Below are 14,676 nucleotides of genomic sequence, written 5' to 3'. Positions count from 1 at the left end.
ATCCGGCCGGGACCGTCCGGCCACCGGGCCGGAGACCGGGACCGCGGGTGCGCGCGTCAGGCGGACCGTCCGGCCGCCGGGCCGCCCCGCTCCCCGCCTTCGCCTCCGCCGCCCGGCGTCCCGGCGGGCTCCCCGCTCTCCTGCTCACCGGCCGCCGTCTCCGCGCCCTCGCCGTCCCGGCCCGCCTCGCGGCGGTCGAAGGCGTCGAGCGCGCGCCGGGCGACGGGATGCACCCGCACGACCTCGGCGAGGGAGGTGGCACCCCGGGTGAACCGGGCGAAGACGTTCCAGGCCGGCCGGAATCCGGTGAGCGCGGCGTGGAAGAGCCCCGGTCGGCGCGAGTAGATGCCCAGCAGCCGGCGGCCGACGCCCATCTCCACGCCGAGGCCCGCCTTGACGGCGAACGCGTAGTTGAGCGCCTGGCGCCGGGCGTCCACGGCGTCGTGCGACTCGGCGATCCGCACGGCCCACTCCCCCGCCAGCCGCCCGGAGCGCAGCGCGAAGGAGATGCCCTCGCGGGTCCAGGGCTCCAGCAGGCCCGCGGCGTCACCGCAGACGAGGACGCGGCCGCGGGAGAGCGGGGAGTCGTCGGCGCGGCAGCGGGTCAAATGGCCGGTGGACACGCTCGGTTCGAAGCCGGCGAGGCCCAGCCGTGCGATGAAGTCCTCCAGGTACCGCTTGGTCGAGGCGCCCTCGCCGCGCGCGGAGATGACGCCGACGGTCAGCGTGTCGCCCTTGGGGAAGACCCATCCGTAACTGCCCGGCAGCGGGCCCCAGTCGACGAGGACGCGCCCCGCCCAGTCCTCCGCGACGCTCGGCGGAACGGGGATCTCCGCCTCCAGACCGAGATCGACCTGCTCCGTCTTCACCCCGACGTGCGCGCCTATCCGGCTCGCGCTGCCGTCGGCCCCGACCACGGCACGGGCCAGCACCGGCCGCTCCTCGCCGGCCAGGACGACGGCCACGGTCCGCCGGTCGGGCACGGCGGGCCCGTGCTGCTCGACCCGGGAGACGGTGACGCCGGTGCGCACATCGGCACCGGCCTTGAGCGCCGACTCGACCAGCCGGTGGTCGAACTCCGCCCGGTTGACGAGACCGAAGAGCATGTTCCGGGAGCGGCGGGTACGCGAGAGCTTGCCGTTCAGGGAGAACGTGACGGCGTGCACACGGTCCCGCAGCGGCAGTTCGAAGCCCGGCGGGAGGCTGTCCCGGGACGGTCCGATGATGCCGCCGCCGCAGGTCTTGTAGCGGGGCAGTTCGGCCTTCTCCAGGAGCAGCACCCGGCGTCCGGCGACCGCCGCCGCGTAGGCAGCCGAGGCCCCAGCGGGCCCCGCCCCCACCACGACGACGTCCCAGACCTGCTCCTCGCCGCCGGACCCGGCGCCCCCGGCTCCTGCGCCGTCCTCGCTCCCGGCTGCGTTCTCGCTGCTCACGATGTGCTTCTGCTCCCGGTCGACCTCGTTGGGGAATCGTGCACCGCATCCTACGGCGCCGCTCATGTGCGATACACATGTCTCCGTACACGTGTGCCAACGTCGCGCCCACAAGGAGCGTTCCCATGCAGCACTCTCCGTCCGACCCGACGGTCGTCCCCGGTGCCTCCGTCTCTCCGGCGACCGCCGGCGCGCACGAGTCCGCCGCCGCGCCGGCGGGCATCGCCGGCACGGTCGCCTCCCTCATGCCGAGGGCCCGCGACGAGCTGGCGGAGCTGGTGGCCTTCCGCTCCGTGGCGGATCCGCAGCAGTTCCCGCGCAGCGAGTGCGAGGGCGCCGCCGCCTGGGTCGCCGACGCGCTGCGCGCCGAGGGGTTCGAGGACGTCGCGGCGCTGGACACCCCGGACGGCACCCAGTCCGTCTACGGCTTCCTCCCCGGCCCCGAGGGCGCACCGACCGTCCTGCTGTACGCGCACTACGACGTGCAGCCGCCGCTGGACGAGAGCGCCTGGCGCACCCCGCCGTTCGAGATGACCGAGGGGCCGGACGGGCGCTGGTACGGCCGCGGCACGGCCGACTGCAAGGGCGGCTTCGTGATGCATCTGCTGGCGCTGCGCGCGCTCAAGGCGAACGGCGGGGTGCCGGTCTCCGTCAAGGTGATCGTCGAGGGCTCCGAGGAGCAGGGCACCAGCGGTCTGGAGCAGTACGCCGAGGCACACCCCGAGCTGCTGCGGGCCGACACGATCGTGATCGGCGACACCGGCAACTTCCGCCGCGGGCTGCCCACCGTCACGGCGACGCTGCGCGGCATGGCCGTCGTGCACATCACCGTCGACACCCTCGAAGGCAACCTGCACTCCGGGCAGTTCGGCGGCGCGGCGCCCGACGCGCTGGCGGCCCTGATCCGCACGCTCGACTCGCTCCGGGACGAGGCGGGCGACACCGTCATCGACGGGCTGGCCACCGGCGAGCGCTGGGAGGGGCTCGGCTACCCGGAGGAGGAGTTCCGTTCGGACGCCAAGGTGCTCGACGGGGTGGAGCTGCCCGGCAGCGGCACCGTCGCGGACCGCGTGTGGGCCCGCCCCGCGGTGACCGTGCTCGGCATCGACTGCCCCCCGGTGGTCGGCGCGACCCCGTCCGTGCAGGCCCGGGCGCGCGCCTCCGTCTCGCTGCGGGTGCCGCCCGGCATGGACACCACGGAGGCCATAGAGCTGCTGACGGCGCACCTGGAGGCGCACGTGCCGTGGAACGCGCGGGTCGCGGTCCAGGTCATGGGGCAGGGCCAGCCGTTCAGCGCCGACACCACGAGCCCGGCCTACACCGCCATGGCGACGGCGCTGCGCACCGCCTACGACGGGCAGGAGATGCAGACGGCCGGCATGGGCGGCTCCATCCCGCTGTGCAACACCCTGGCCGCGCTCTACCCCGAGGCGGAGATCCTGCTGATCGGGCTGAGCGAGCCGGAGGCGCAGATCCACGCCGTCAACGAGAGCGTGGACCCGGAGGAGCTGGAGCGCATGTCCGTCGCCGAGGCCCTGTTCCTGCGCGCCTACTCGGGCCACGCGGCGGACGCCTGACGGAACGCCCGCTGCCGGACGCACCTCCTGCGCGGACCGCCCGCCGTCGACAGCCGTACACGAACGGGCGGCCCGCGCTCCGCGGTCGGGCCCGAGGGGATGGGGCTCAGCGATGTGGAGCGCGACCGGGCCGACGCGCCGGCCGAACCCGGGTACGTGGCGCCGGCCTTCGACCTGCACGGCGGGCGCTGTCCGAGCGACCCGGAGGAGATGCCGGCCCGCTGTACGCCGCTGCTCGCCGGCTCCGGGCGGACGCGGGACACCGGCCGGGCGGCGCTCGACGTGCTGCGCGCCGAACCGCGCAACGGCCCCGGCCGGATCGCCGCCGTCGGCCACGGCACCGGAGGCGCCGTGGCCCTGGAACCCGGGCGCGACGGTGCCGGTCTGCGGGCGATCGGGACGGTCAACGCCGTGACCACGGGCCGCCCCGGCGAGGCGTCACGTATCCGCTGCCCGGTGTGGGCGGGGGTCGGCTCCGAGGACCCGGGCATGCCGTCCGCGCAACAGGCGGCGTTCACCGCGGAGATGCAGGCCGCGGGCGTCGACTGGCGCCTCGTGGTGTACGGCGGGGCCCTGCACGCCTTCCACCACTCGCCGGCCGGCCACGCGGCGGTTCCCGGCGTCGGTCACCCCCGCTGCACGCACGGCGGGCCTGGCGCGACATCGTCGGCCTGCTCTCCGAGTGCGTGCCCGTGACGCCGTGGCCGACCGGCGCCACGGCCTCGTCTTCGGCCCCCCGGGTTCCCCGGGTCCTCCGGGCCTCGGCCCCGCGGTCCCCGGGACACAGCGGTGAACGTCCGCCGACGCGGCGGCGGTTGGGCGGCTGCGGGAAGCCGGGCGCCCGTCACTCCGGTACGACGGTGTCGGGCGCACCGACCGGAACGCCCGCCTCCAGGTAGAGCGGCAGTCCGGAGCGCCGGGCCCGCAGCGCACAGCGCAGCCGCTCCCTGCGCACCGGCGGCAGCAGCCGTGCCGCCTCCTCCTCCGTGGCGAAGCACCAGCCGCGCAGCTCGGCGCTCGGCAACAGCAGCGCCGCGGCGTCCCCGGCCGCCAGCCGGCCGCCGTCGAACAGCAGCCGCAGCCCGCCGAAGCCCGGCGGCTTGGGCGGCTCCCAGTCGACGACGAGGAGGGAGGGCGGCGTGGACAGATGCAGCCCCAACTCCTCGAAGACCTCCCGGACTCCCGCCGGCACCGGCGCCTCACCGGGCTCGACCACACCGCCGGGGAACTCCCAGCCCGGCTTGTAGGTGGGGTCGACGAGGAGCACCCGGTCGCGCTCGTCGAAGAGCAGCACGCCCGCCGCGACGGTCTCCGCCGTCGGCTCGGGTGTCTGCACGATGTCGACCGCGCCGTGCCCGGCCTCGACCGCCTCGGCGAGGCGCTCGGCCGTCCTGCGCGGGGTCAGCCGCGAGGTGTCGACGGTGTGCGCGTCGTCGGTCAGCCAGGGCAGCGCCGCCGTGTACTGCCCGAGCCGGCGCAGACACCAGGCGCGCCCGGCCTCGTCCCCCTCGGCCGAGGCACGCTGGTCTATCCGGCAGCGCAGCACCGGCTCCTCGGCGTGCAGCAGCAGATGGCGCACGGGTATGCGGCGGGCCGCGAGCGCCCCGAACATCTCGTCGCGGTACTCGCGGCGCAGCAGCGTCATCGGGGCGATGAGCGGCCCCGGCACCTCGTTGAGCAGGGCGGCCGCCGTGTCGACCACGAGCCGGCGCCAGGACGGCAGCTCCTGGAAGTCGTCGACCTCGCCCAGGCGTTCCTTCGGCAGCATGTGGCGCAGGCCCGCGCCTATCAGTTCGGGGTCGTAGAGCGTGCTGCCCGGCAGCAGGTCCAGGAGTTCGTTCGCCGCCGTGGTCTTGCCCGCGCCGAAAGCGCCGTTCAGCCAGACGATCACGGTCGTTCCCCCCTCATCCGTCGTCCCCCGTTCAGTTGCCCGCATCCCCCGGTGCGGGAAACGCGCCGGGCGGCTCTGCGGGCGCCACGGAAATCTGGGCGCTCACGCCCCGGCGCATTCGACGGGCGCACACAACCGACGAGGCCGCGGCCTTCGGGCGGGGCGTCCCGGCCGTCACCCGCGGCCCGGACCGGAACGGCCCCGCACACGGCCGGGCGGCCGGGCGGCGGCATGCGGCGAGCGCGGCCGGTTCAGGACGGCGTCGGACGGCCGCGGTCCCCGGCGAGGATTCAGGTCAGGAGTCCGCTCAGGGCATCCGGTACTTGCCGTGCCGCAGGGGCTCCGTCGGCTCGGCCGCACTGTCCGGGGAGACGGGGGACGAGCCGGAGGTCGCGTCGGGGACGTCGGGGCCGCCGGCGGCCGGATCGCCGCCGGAGGGCTCGCCGCCGGCCGCCAGCTGCTCCAGGCGCGCTTCGAGGACCGCCACGACCTGCGGCCGGTCCGCGTGCGCACGCTCGTGCTCCAGCAGATGCCGGACGGCACCGCTCTCCAGCGGGCGGATCCGGTGCTCGATGCTGGCGGCGGGCAGCTGATCGTAGTCGGGCAGCGGCAGAGGGTTCGACTGCTGTGCTGACATGGCAGTGGGGCCTCCTTCCCGGACGCCCGGGTTCCGGTGCGTTCCGCGCCGTCGTTCCCAGGATGCGGGCCGTCTCTCCCGCCCGCAGTCCGACGACGGGTGTCCAGCGACGCGGGCGCCTACACCTGCGCGGGACGCGACACCGGGCGCGGAGCGCGCCCTGAGCGCCGGAAGGCCGCGGGTCGCCGGAAGACCCGCCCCCGTGTGAAGCCGAGGCGTGCCCGGGCGGGGAGCCGGGAGACAGTCCGGGTGAAGGCCAGGACACGACCGGGGACGAAGCCCGGGAGACAGTCCGGATGAAGGCCGGGGCGGCCCCGGGGCGAGAACCAGGGCGCGGCACGGGCGAAGACCGGGAAACGGCCCGGGTGAAGGCAGGGCACGGCCCGGGCGAGGGCCAGGGCACAGTCCGGACGCAGGCCGAGGGCCGCCACGGGAGGAAGGCTCGCTCCCGGCGGATGTCCCGGGCGGCGGCTCAGGCCACGGGTTCGCCCAGCAGTTTCCAGGCGGCAGCGGCGGCGCCGATCAGTCCCGCGTCGGTGCCCGTCCGGGCCGGGGCCAGCTCCAGGCCCTGGACGAAGGAGAGCGTGGCGTAGCGGTCCAGCTCCACCCGCAGCGGGTCGAACAGCACCTCGCCGGCGCGTGCGACGCCGCCGCCGATGACGGCGATGTCGATCTCGACGAGCGTGGCGGTGGCCGCGATGGCCGCGGCGAGGGCGCGCGCGGCCCGGCCGTAGGCGGCGCGCGCGAGCGGGTCGCCGGCCCGCGCTGCCGCCGCCACACCGGCCGCCGTGGCGTCCCCGTCCGGCCCGGGCCGCCAGCCGGTCTCCCGCGCGTAGCGGGCGATGTTGGTGCCGCTGGCGATCCGTTCGACGCAGCCGTGACCGCCGCAGGGGCAGCGCTCGCCGTTCATGTCGACGCTGATGTGGCCGATGTGCCCGGCGTTCCCGGTGGGGCCCGGGTGCAGGGTGCCGTCCAGGACGAGTCCGCCGCCGACCCCGGTAGAGACGACCATGCAGAGCGCGGCCGTCCTTCCCTGGGCCGCGCCCTGCCAGTGTTCGGCGGCGGCGATCGCGGGGCCGTCGCCGATCAGCGAGACGGGCATCCCGTCGACCCGCTCACGCACCGTCGCCACCAGCGGATGGTCGCGCCAGACGGGGATGTTGACCGGGGAGACCGTGCCCGCCTTGGCGTCCACGGGGCCCGCGCTGCCGATCCCCAGGGCGCGGGCCCGCTGCCACTCGGGGGCGGCCCGCAGCTCGTCGAGCACCTCCAGGAGCGAGGAGTCCACCTTGGCGGCGCTCTCCTGCGCGAAGGTGGGCCGCTGGGCGCGGACGAGCAGCCGGCCGGCGCTGTCCACCAGGGCGCCGGCGATCTTGGTGCCTCCGATGTCGAGCGCGACGACGAGATCCTGGTGCATCAGCAGCGACTCCTGCGCGTGCGGTGGACGGACGACCCGCACGGTGCGCGGGGTGGGCCGGACAAGTGTGGCCAGTTCTGACAACGTTGTCCAGTCCCGCCCGCGTTCCGACTATGCTGCTCGGTGCCCGGTCCCCCACGCGGCGGAACGCCCCTGCCGCTCCGGGGTCCGGACCGCGACGGACGGCGCACGACGGCCGGTGGGCGACCGCCTCCGCACCCGTCTCCCCGCGCGCTTCCGTCCGCCCGAGCCGTCCCACCGGAACAGGAGCCCCGTGGCCGAGACCGTACGCTCCGCAGCAGCTCAGCCCGCCGGACGCCGCCGCCATGCGGGGCGGCCGACGATGAAGGACGTGGCGGCCCGGGCCGGCGTCGGCCTCAAGACGGTCTCGCGGGTCGTCAACGGCGAGGCCGGGGTCTCCAGCGACACCGAGCGCCGGGTCAAGGAAGCGATCACCGCGCTCGGTTTCCGGCGCAACGACAGCGCCCGCGTCCTGCGCAAGGGCAGCACGTCCAGCATCGGCCTCGTCCTGGAGGATCTGGCCGACCCCTTCTACTCACCGCTCAGCCGCGCGGTGGAGGAGGTCGCACGGGCCCACGGGGCGCTGCTGATCAACGGCTCCAGCGCGGAGGACCCGGAGCGGGAGCAGGAGTTGGTGCTCGCCCTGTGTGCGCGGCGTGTGGACGGGCTCGTCATCATCCCGGCCAGCGACGACCACCGCTATCTCGCCCCGGAGATCGACGCCGGCGTCGCCACCGTCTTCGTGGACCGGCCCCCGGGGCGTATCGACGCCGACGTGGTGCTCTCGGACAGCTTCGCCGGAGCACGGACCGGCGTCGCCCATCTGATCGCGCACGGGCACCGGCGCATCGGCTTCATCGGTGACCAGCCCGGCATCCACACCGCCGACGAGCGGCTGCGCGGCTACCGTGCGGCGATGGCCGAGGCCGGGCTGGAGCCCGCGGACTCCTGGGTGGCGCCCGGCAGCACCGACGCGGCCCGGGTGGCCGCCGACGCCGCGCGGATGCTGGACGCGGCCGAGCCGGTGACCGCCTTCTTCTCCGGCAACAACCGTGTCACGGTCACGCTGGTACGGGAGTTGGCGGCGCCCGCGCGCGCGGGAAGCGGGGTGGCGCTCGTCGGGTTCGACGACTTCGAGCTGGCCGATCTGCTCGCACCGCCGGTCACCGTCGTCGCACAGGACCCGGCCGACCTCGGCCGCAACGCCGCCGAACTACTCTTCCGCCGGCTGGACGGCGCCGAGGACCCGCCACGCCGCCTCACCCGCCCCACCCGCCTCGTCCCCCGCGGCTCGGGCGAACTCCCGCCCCGGCTCTAGCCGAGGAGGCAACGCGGAACCGCCGGCCTTCGTGCGCCGCGGTTCCGACGCGTTGCCGGACCGCGGCCCGGCCGCATCCGCGGTGCCCGACGGGGCGCGGCCGGCGACGACCTCCGTCAGCCCCGAGCGGCCGGCCCGGCCGGCGGCTCGGGAGCAGGCGCGGCGGCCCGCCGGCCCGGCCGCCGCCGAGGCGCTCCGGGCCGCGCACGGGCAGGCCGGCCACGAGAACGCGGCCGCCGCGAAGCGCCGCAGGGCCGCGGAAGCCGCACAGCGCCGCGCTCTCGCCAGGGCGAAGGCCAGGGCCCCGCATTGCAGGCGCTGACCGCCGGCGGCCCGCCCCACCGGTGAACCGGCGGACGACGAGCGGGAGTTGAGCGGGCCGCTGCCGCCGACGGGGGACGCGGGCCGCGGACGGTCGGGACGCACCGCGGCGGGTCGTCGTCCGGGAGCACACCCGGAACAGAGGGACGTACGGAACACGCCTCCGACGCGGCTCACCACGCCTCCTGTTCGGCGTCCGTGCCCGGTGCGGGATGCAGGAGGCCGTGTTCGTAGGCGACCACCACCGCGTGGGTGCGGTTGTCGGCGTGCAGTTTGGCGAGGATGTTGGCGACGTGGGTCTTCACGGTCTCGACGCCGACCGTGAGCCGTCGGGAGATCTGCTGGTTGGAGAGGCCCTCCGCCATCAGGCGCAGGGTGTCTCCTTCCCGTCGGGTGAGCGCGGTGCCGAGGAGGGGGCGGTCCCGGCGTGCGGGGGCGAGGGGCGGGCGACGGACCGCGAGGCGGCGCAGGGTCTCCGGGAAGACCAGCGCGTCGCCGGTGGCCACCGTGCGGATGGTCTCCGCGATCCGGGTCGAGGGGGCGCGCTTGCGGATGAAGCCCGCGGCACCGGCCAGCAGCGCGTCCCACACGTACTCGTCGTTCTCGAAGGTGGTGATGACGACGACCTTCGGCGGCTCGGCGACCTCGGCACGCAGCCGCCGCGTCGCCTCGATGCCGTCCAGCCGCGGCATACGGACGTCCATCAGCACGACATCGGGCCGCAGCCGCCCCGCCAGCGGCACGACGTCCGCGCCGTCGGCCGCCTCCCCCACCACCTCGATGCCGGGGCGGGCCGACAGCAGGGTGCGCAGTCCCGCCCGCGTCAACTCCTCGTCGTCCACGACGAGTACGGACACCGCCGCCCCGTCCGGTGTGCCCGCCCCGTCCGGCGCACCGCAGGGGGCCGTCATGCCGCTGCCGCCGACGGCAGCGGCAGCGCGACGGACAGCCGCCACCGGCCGTCCGGTGCCGGCCCGGCCGACAGCTCCCCGCCCAGCAGTTCGACCCGCTCGCCGATGCCGGCCAGCCCGTGCCCGACGCGTTCCGCGTCCGGCCGCTCGGCGGAGGCGAGGGGCTTGCCCGGCAGCGGGTTGGTCAGCTCCAGACACAGCCGGTCCGCCGAGGCCGTCACGCTCAGGCGCAGCGCGGAACGGTCGCCGTGCCGCAGCGCGTTGGTGAGGGCCTCCTGGAGGATCCGGTACGCCTCCCGTGACGTGGCGGCGGGCAGCCGCGTCAGATCGCCCTCCACCCGGGCGGTCAACTGCGCGCCGGCGCGCTCGGCCTGCGCGGTCAGCGTGCCGAGTGCGGCGAGGGTGGGCTGCGGCCGGGTGGGGGCCCGCTCGTCCCGCAGGGCGCCGACGACGTGGTCGAGGTCGTCCATGGCGGCACGGGTCGAGCCCTCGATGTTGCTGAGCGCGCGCTTGGCCGCCTCCGGGTCGCGGTCGATCAGCTCACGTCCCACCGCCGCCTGGATGGTGGAGGCCGTCAGGGTGTGCCCGATGGAGTCGTGCAGATCCTGCGCGAGCCGGTTGCGGTGCTCCAGGCGCCGTGTGCGTTCCTCCGCCGCGGCGAGCCGTTCCGCCGGACTGTGGCCCAGCAGCCGCGTGGCGAGACGGCGCAGCACGAGGGTGGCGCCGGCCGTCAGGTAACCGACCGCCAGCAGACAGCCGGCGCCCAGCAGCAGCGTCCACGCGCCCCGCCAGCCGTGCGGCGCGGCGAGAGTGAACCAACCGAGGGCGATCCGGCCGCCGTCGGAGAGCCAGATACCGGGGAAGGCGAACGCCGCGAAGAGGCCGAGCCCTGTGGCGCACAGCAGCACGCTCCCGACGACGGTGTGCGCCAGCATCCACCCGGCCGTGCGCAGCCGGTCGCCCCAGGGCATGCGCGGACGGTCCACGGGCGCCGGGAGCCGGGCGTCCAGCAGCGCCCGGGCCAGCGCCACGCTGCCGCGCCGGACCGGGCGGGGCAGCGCCATGAGGACGACCGCCGACACGAAGCCCAGCAGAAGAAGGCCCGCGACGAGCGGTGCCGCCGTTTCGGGGCCCCGTACGGCCGCGGTGGCGACGACCGCGACGGCGAGCGGGGGCAAGGCCGCCGCGGCGCCCGCACAGGCGAGGACCCAGCCTCGGCACGAGGACCGGCTCAGGGCCGGAGCGATCACGTTGCGCATGGCGGCACTGTAGAGGCGGCGCCACAGGTGCACCTCCCCCGGAAGAGCCAGCGGCGCCTCACCGCAAGGAGCCACCCCTCGCCCGCTCCGACCGGTGAGGCGTTTCCCCGCCCCGGCCGCCACGGTGGTCCGCGCCCCGCTCCCGAAGCCGCCACGGCGGACGGGGGCCGGCAGGTCCGACCGGCACACCGCATCCGCAGGAGGAACCGCACCATGACGTACCCCGTGCACGTCCCGGCCCCGCACGGCGGCCCGCCCGTCCCCGACGTCCGGGCGACGAGGCGCAAGGGCACGGCCGTCTTCCTCGCGCTGTCCTTCGGCGGCACCTGGCTGTGGCTGTTCTTCGCCACGGCCGTGCTCGGACTCTCCCCGCTGCACCCGCTGTTGCAGCTCCCGGCGTTCTGCATGCCCGGGATCGCGGCCTTCGCCGCACGCCGCTGGGTCACCCGGGAGGGCTTCGCCGACGCGGGACTGCGGCCGCGGCTGCGGACGGCCTGGCGCTCCTACGTGGTCGCCTGGTTCGGCCCGCCCCTGCTCGCCTGCGGCACGTTGGCGACGGCTGCCGCGCTGGGCATGTGGCACCCGCGCTTCTCCGGGCCGGGCGGGCTCCTGCCCGGTCCCGGCGAACTGCTGTCCCTGCTCGGGCTGATGCTGGTCGCGCTGGTGCTCACGCCGGTCTATCTGGGTGAGGAGTTGGGCTGGACCGGCTATCTGCGGCCTCGTCTGTGCGGCGGCGCGCTCCTGCCCTCCACCGTCGGGACGGGGTTGATCTGGGCGGTGTGGCACTTCCCGCTGGCCTTCATCGGCTACGTCGAGTACGCGGATGTGGGCCTGGGGCTGCTGATATGGACGGTCTCGTTCCAGCTCCAGGAGGTGATCCTGCTGTGGCTGTACAAGCGCAGCGGCACCGTCTGGGTGGCCGGTCTGGCGCACGCGGGCAACAACATGGTGCTGTTCGTCGTCCTCGGGGAGTACCTGGAGGGCGAGGCCGGGCTGGGCGCCGCCCGGCTCACGGCGCTCTCCACGGTGCCGATGGCCGCGGTCTGCCTCTGGCTCGTGGCGACGCGCGCACTGAGCACGGGCAAGGGCCTGGGCGCGGGCGCGGTGCACGACCGCGGCTGAGGTGGCTCCCTTGCGGCCGGACGGCTCCCGGAACGCTCGGCGGCGCGGGCGGGGGGCGGGTCCGTCCCCCGGCCGGTCCGGGCCGGTTCGGGTCCTGTGGGAGTACCGGTTCAAGCCCTGGGAAGCAGCGGTTCAGGTCCTGTTGAAGTAGGCGAGGACGGCGCGGACGCGGCGGTTGGTGTCCTCGTCGTCGGTGATGCCGAGCTTGCCGAACAGCGAGGTCGTGTACTTGCTGACGGCGCTCTCGCTGAGGAAGAGGCGCCGGCTGATGGCCTGGTTGGACAGCCCCTCGGCCATGAGGGCCAGCACGGAGTGCTCGCGGTCGGTGAGCCGCTCCAGCCCCCGGTTCGGCGCGCTGCCGGCCAGGAGTTTCGCGATGACGGCCGGATCCATGGCGGTGCCGCCCTCCGCGACGCGCTCCAGGGCGGCGAGGAACTGCTCGGCGTCGAACACGCTCTCCTTGAGGAGGTAGCCGACGCCGCCGGAGCCGTCGGCCAACAGTTCGCGGGCGTAGAGCTGTTCGACGTGCTGGGAGAGGATGAGGACCGGCGTTCCGGGCATTTCGGCGCGGGCCGCGAGCGCCGCCCGCAGGCCCTCGTCGGACTGGTCCGGTGGCATACGGACGTCGATGACGGACACGTCCGGGCGCCAGGTGCGCAGTGCTTCGAGGGTCTCGGGCCCGGTGGACGCGGTCGCCACCACCTGGTGTCCGTACGCCTCGATCAGACGGACCATTCCGTCGCGGAGCAGGTAGAGGTCTTCGGCTACGACGATTCGCATGGCACCGCCATCCTCACACGGGTCGGACCGCCCGGCGGACTGGTGATCGTGAGGACGCCGTCGAAGACGGCCAGCCGGCGACGGAGTCCGTCGAGTCCGCCGCCGGGCCGGTCGTCGGCGCCGCCCCGGCCGTCGTCCTCGACCTCGATGACGACGCCGGCGGCGTCCCGGGCGAGGGTGACGTGGGCGCGGGTGGCGCGGGCGTGCTTGACCGTGTTGGTCAGCAGCTCGGCGACGCCGAAGTAGAGCGCCGACTCGATCGGCGCCTCCAGGCGCGGCGAGGTGTCGGCGTCGACGGTCACGGCGAGCGGGACGTCCAGCCCCAGGGCGCGGACCGCGTCGACGAGTCCCCGCTCGTTCAGCACCGGCGGGCTGATCCCCCGTACCAGTTCCCGCAGTTCGGCCAGCGAGCCGGCGGCGCCGGCCCGTGCGTCCCGCAGCAGCGCCCTGGCCCGCCCGGGGTCGGTCTCCATCAGCTTCTCCGCCGTCGCCAGGGAGAGCCCGAGCGAGACGAGACGGGCCTGCGCCCCGTCGTGCAGATCCCGCTCGATGCGGCGGATCTCGGCGGCCTGCGCGACCGTGGTGTCCGCGCGCTGTGCGGTCAGTTCGTCCACCCGGTCCGCCAGCGCCATCGCGGCCGACGGGCGCAGAAAGCGGCGGGCCACCGGCGCGAGGGGCCGCCAGGCGTACGGGGCGACGGCGACGGCCGCGACCAGGCCGAGCGCCCCGGCGAGCCGGGAGGCGGGCCCCGGCCCGCCGAGCCCGACGACCGCGGCGGCCACCCCGGCGGGCGGGAGCGCGGCGACCGGGCCGGCGGTGAACGGCAGGATCAGGGTGAAGCGCAGATCGCGCCGGACGGCGGGGTCGGCCCAGCGGACCCGCCACTTCTGGTCCAGCAGGGCGTCGCGGCGGGTGCGTGCGTAGCCGGAGCCGTTCCACCAGTAGCCGGTGGACATCTGCGTCACCGGCCCGGCCCGGCGGTACCCGGCGGGGACGACGGTGCCCGTCCACCGGGCGACGAGCCGGCGGACGATCCGGCACACCGGGCGGGACAGGGCGAGCGTGCCCGCACCGACCAGCAGCACCGGCCCCACCCACGACCACGGGTTTCCCGGCCCCCACCACACGCCCCAGGCCACGGCCGCCGCCCACACGGCCGGGGTCAGCATGCCGACGGCCGCCACGGCGCACGCCCGCGCGAACCCCACGGCGACGCGCACCGGCCACCGATCCGACTGCCTCATGCTCCCTCCCTCTCCTCTTCCTGCCTCGTGCCGTCCGTCTCCGTCCGGCGCTCCCACTGTGCACCGCACCGAAGCCGCTTCCTGCCTGGTCGGCCCGGGAGTGGGTGCAGACCCACCCCGTCGTGCGTCCAGGCGCATACCGGGGGCGCCGCGCGGTTCCTAGCGTCTCGGGCATGGAAACCCACACACCTCACACGGCCGGAGCGGCACCCCACGAAGTCCCCGGTGCGCAGGCGGCGTTCGGCAGGGCGAGGAACAGCGTCCTGCTGTACGGAGCGCTCAGCGGGGCCGTTCCTCGTGGCGGTCGCCGTGGCGGCGGGCGGCGGACACCCGGTGAACACGTTCATGTGGGTCCGGGCCGTCCTGCTGCCGGTGGTCGCCGTGCTGGTCCACCGGCTGACCGTGTCCGCCTCCCGGGGGTCCCGCCGGGCCTTCGAACGCCTCGGTGCGCTCGCCGTCGTCATGCCGGTCGCGATCATCGGCGTCGACGCGGTCCCCGGCGTCTGTCCGCCGTGGTACGCCGTCGCGCAGACCGTCTGTGTCCTGCCCGTCGTCCGCGTCGCCTTCCTCACCCGCGGCTCCGCGCTGCGCGCCGCCTTCCCCAAGCGGCCCTGACCGGGGGCGGGTTGTGCGCCCGCGGCCCTCGCGGGACGGCGCACGGGCAGCCGGCGCCGGGCCTGTCCCCCGTGGGAGCTACGCGCAGATGTCCACCGCGGGGTGACGATCGCGGGGCGCCGGATCCGTA

13 protein-coding genes and 1 pseudogene are annotated in these 14,676 nt (G+C 75.6%); 6 read left to right on the top strand and 8 right to left on the bottom strand.

Features of this window, described 5'->3' with window-relative positions; translation table 11 throughout:
* Nucleotides 1-56 precede the first annotated feature (56 nt).
* Nucleotides 57-1,433 carry a geranylgeranyl reductase family protein gene (locus tag SCA03_RS04070; protein WP_030890388.1) on the bottom strand — a complete coding sequence of 459 codons (1,377 nt, stop codon included), beginning with the start codon at nt 1,431-1,433 and terminating at the stop codon, nt 57-59.
* 245 nt (nt 1,434-1,678) lie between these two features.
* Here SCA03_RS04070 and SCA03_RS04065 point away from each other — a divergent pair, with 245 nt between their 5' ends.
* Nucleotides 1,679-3,010, top strand: coding sequence for a dipeptidase (locus SCA03_RS04065; protein WP_051857103.1), 1,332 nt, complete (start codon nt 1,679-1,681; stop codon nt 3,008-3,010).
* A 27-nt stretch (nt 3,011-3,037) separates the two neighbouring features.
* Nucleotides 3,038-3,708 (top strand): annotated as a pseudogene (locus SCA03_RS04060) (dienelactone hydrolase family protein); the annotation flags it as partial.
* Nucleotides 3,709-3,854: 146 nt separating this feature from the next.
* Here SCA03_RS04060 and SCA03_RS04055 read toward each other — a convergent pair.
* The 3 genes from SCA03_RS04055 to SCA03_RS04045 form a co-directional block, all read right to left on the bottom strand.
* Entirely contained in the window at nt 3,855-4,901 is a 1,047-nt protein-coding gene (locus SCA03_RS04055; protein WP_030890397.1) for an NUDIX hydrolase, read from the bottom strand.
* 307 nt (nt 4,902-5,208) lie between these two features.
* Entirely contained in the window at nt 5,209-5,538 is a 330-nt protein-coding gene (locus SCA03_RS04050) for a DUF8129 domain-containing protein (RefSeq protein ID WP_030884747.1), read from the bottom strand.
* A 472-nt stretch (nt 5,539-6,010) separates the two neighbouring features.
* A complete protein-coding gene (locus tag SCA03_RS04045) occupies nt 6,011-6,955 on the bottom strand; it encodes an ROK family protein (RefSeq protein WP_086815956.1) in 945 nt (314 codons plus the stop codon).
* 343 nt (nt 6,956-7,298) lie between these two features.
* Here SCA03_RS04045 and SCA03_RS04040 point away from each other — a divergent pair, with 343 nt between their 5' ends.
* Both SCA03_RS04040 and SCA03_RS37150 read left to right on the top strand, forming a co-directional pair.
* Nucleotides 7,299-8,294: a LacI family DNA-binding transcriptional regulator gene (locus tag SCA03_RS04040; protein ID WP_051845898.1), complete on the top strand. Its 996-nt coding sequence runs from the start codon at nt 7,299-7,301 to the stop codon at nt 8,292-8,294.
* A 31-nt stretch (nt 8,295-8,325) separates the two neighbouring features.
* Nucleotides 8,326-8,616 (top strand): DUF2992 family protein, encoded by a 291-nt coding sequence (locus SCA03_RS37150; protein ID WP_141275204.1) that lies wholly within the window; start codon nt 8,326-8,328, stop codon nt 8,614-8,616.
* Nucleotides 8,617-8,788: 172 nt separating this feature from the next.
* Here the strand turns inward: SCA03_RS37150 and SCA03_RS04030 are convergent, their stop codons facing one another.
* Both SCA03_RS04030 and SCA03_RS04025 read right to left on the bottom strand, forming a co-directional pair.
* Nucleotides 8,789-9,526, bottom strand: a complete 738-nt coding sequence (locus SCA03_RS04030) for a response regulator transcription factor (RefSeq protein WP_030884731.1) — start codon at nt 9,524-9,526, stop codon at nt 8,789-8,791.
* Nucleotides 9,523-10,785 carry a sensor histidine kinase gene (locus tag SCA03_RS04025; RefSeq protein WP_141275203.1) on the bottom strand — a complete coding sequence of 421 codons (1,263 nt, stop codon included), beginning with the start codon at nt 10,783-10,785 and terminating at the stop codon, nt 9,523-9,525. The genes SCA03_RS04030 and SCA03_RS04025 overlap by 4 nt, the downstream gene beginning before the upstream one ends.
* A gap of 213 nt (nt 10,786-10,998) precedes the next feature.
* Between SCA03_RS04025 and SCA03_RS04020 the strand changes: the two genes are divergently transcribed.
* The gene (locus tag SCA03_RS04020) at nt 10,999-11,907 is read left to right on the top strand and encodes a CPBP family intramembrane glutamic endopeptidase (RefSeq protein WP_086817901.1); all 909 of its coding nucleotides are present in this window, start codon (nt 10,999-11,001) and stop codon (nt 11,905-11,907) included.
* Between the two features lie 132 nt (nt 11,908-12,039).
* Here SCA03_RS04020 and SCA03_RS04015 read toward each other — a convergent pair whose 3' ends face one another.
* Both SCA03_RS04015 and SCA03_RS04010 read right to left on the bottom strand, forming a co-directional pair.
* The gene (locus tag SCA03_RS04015; RefSeq protein ID WP_030884721.1) at nt 12,040-12,687 is read right to left on the bottom strand and encodes a response regulator transcription factor; all 648 of its coding nucleotides are present in this window, start codon (nt 12,685-12,687) and stop codon (nt 12,040-12,042) included.
* Nucleotides 12,672-13,931 carry a sensor histidine kinase gene (locus SCA03_RS04010; RefSeq protein ID WP_086817900.1) on the bottom strand — a complete coding sequence of 420 codons (1,260 nt, stop codon included), beginning with the start codon at nt 13,929-13,931 and terminating at the stop codon, nt 12,672-12,674. Before SCA03_RS04010 ends, SCA03_RS04015 begins: the two co-directional genes overlap by 16 nt.
* 333 nt (nt 13,932-14,264) lie before the next feature.
* On the opposite strand from SCA03_RS04010, the gene SCA03_RS35930 reads away from it, so the two are divergent.
* A complete protein-coding gene (locus SCA03_RS35930) occupies nt 14,265-14,546 on the top strand; it encodes a hypothetical protein (protein WP_230988475.1) in 282 nt (93 codons plus the stop codon).
* The last annotated feature ends 130 nt before the right edge of the window (nt 14,547-14,676 follow it).

Origin of the sequence: Streptomyces cacaoi (genome assembly GCF_006539165.1) — a bacterium.
Lineage (GTDB): Bacteria > Actinomycetota > Actinomycetes > Streptomycetales > Streptomycetaceae > Streptomyces > Streptomyces cacaoi.
Note: the sequence above shows the minus strand (reverse complement) of the source record. Positions and strands in the feature narration are given on the sequence as shown.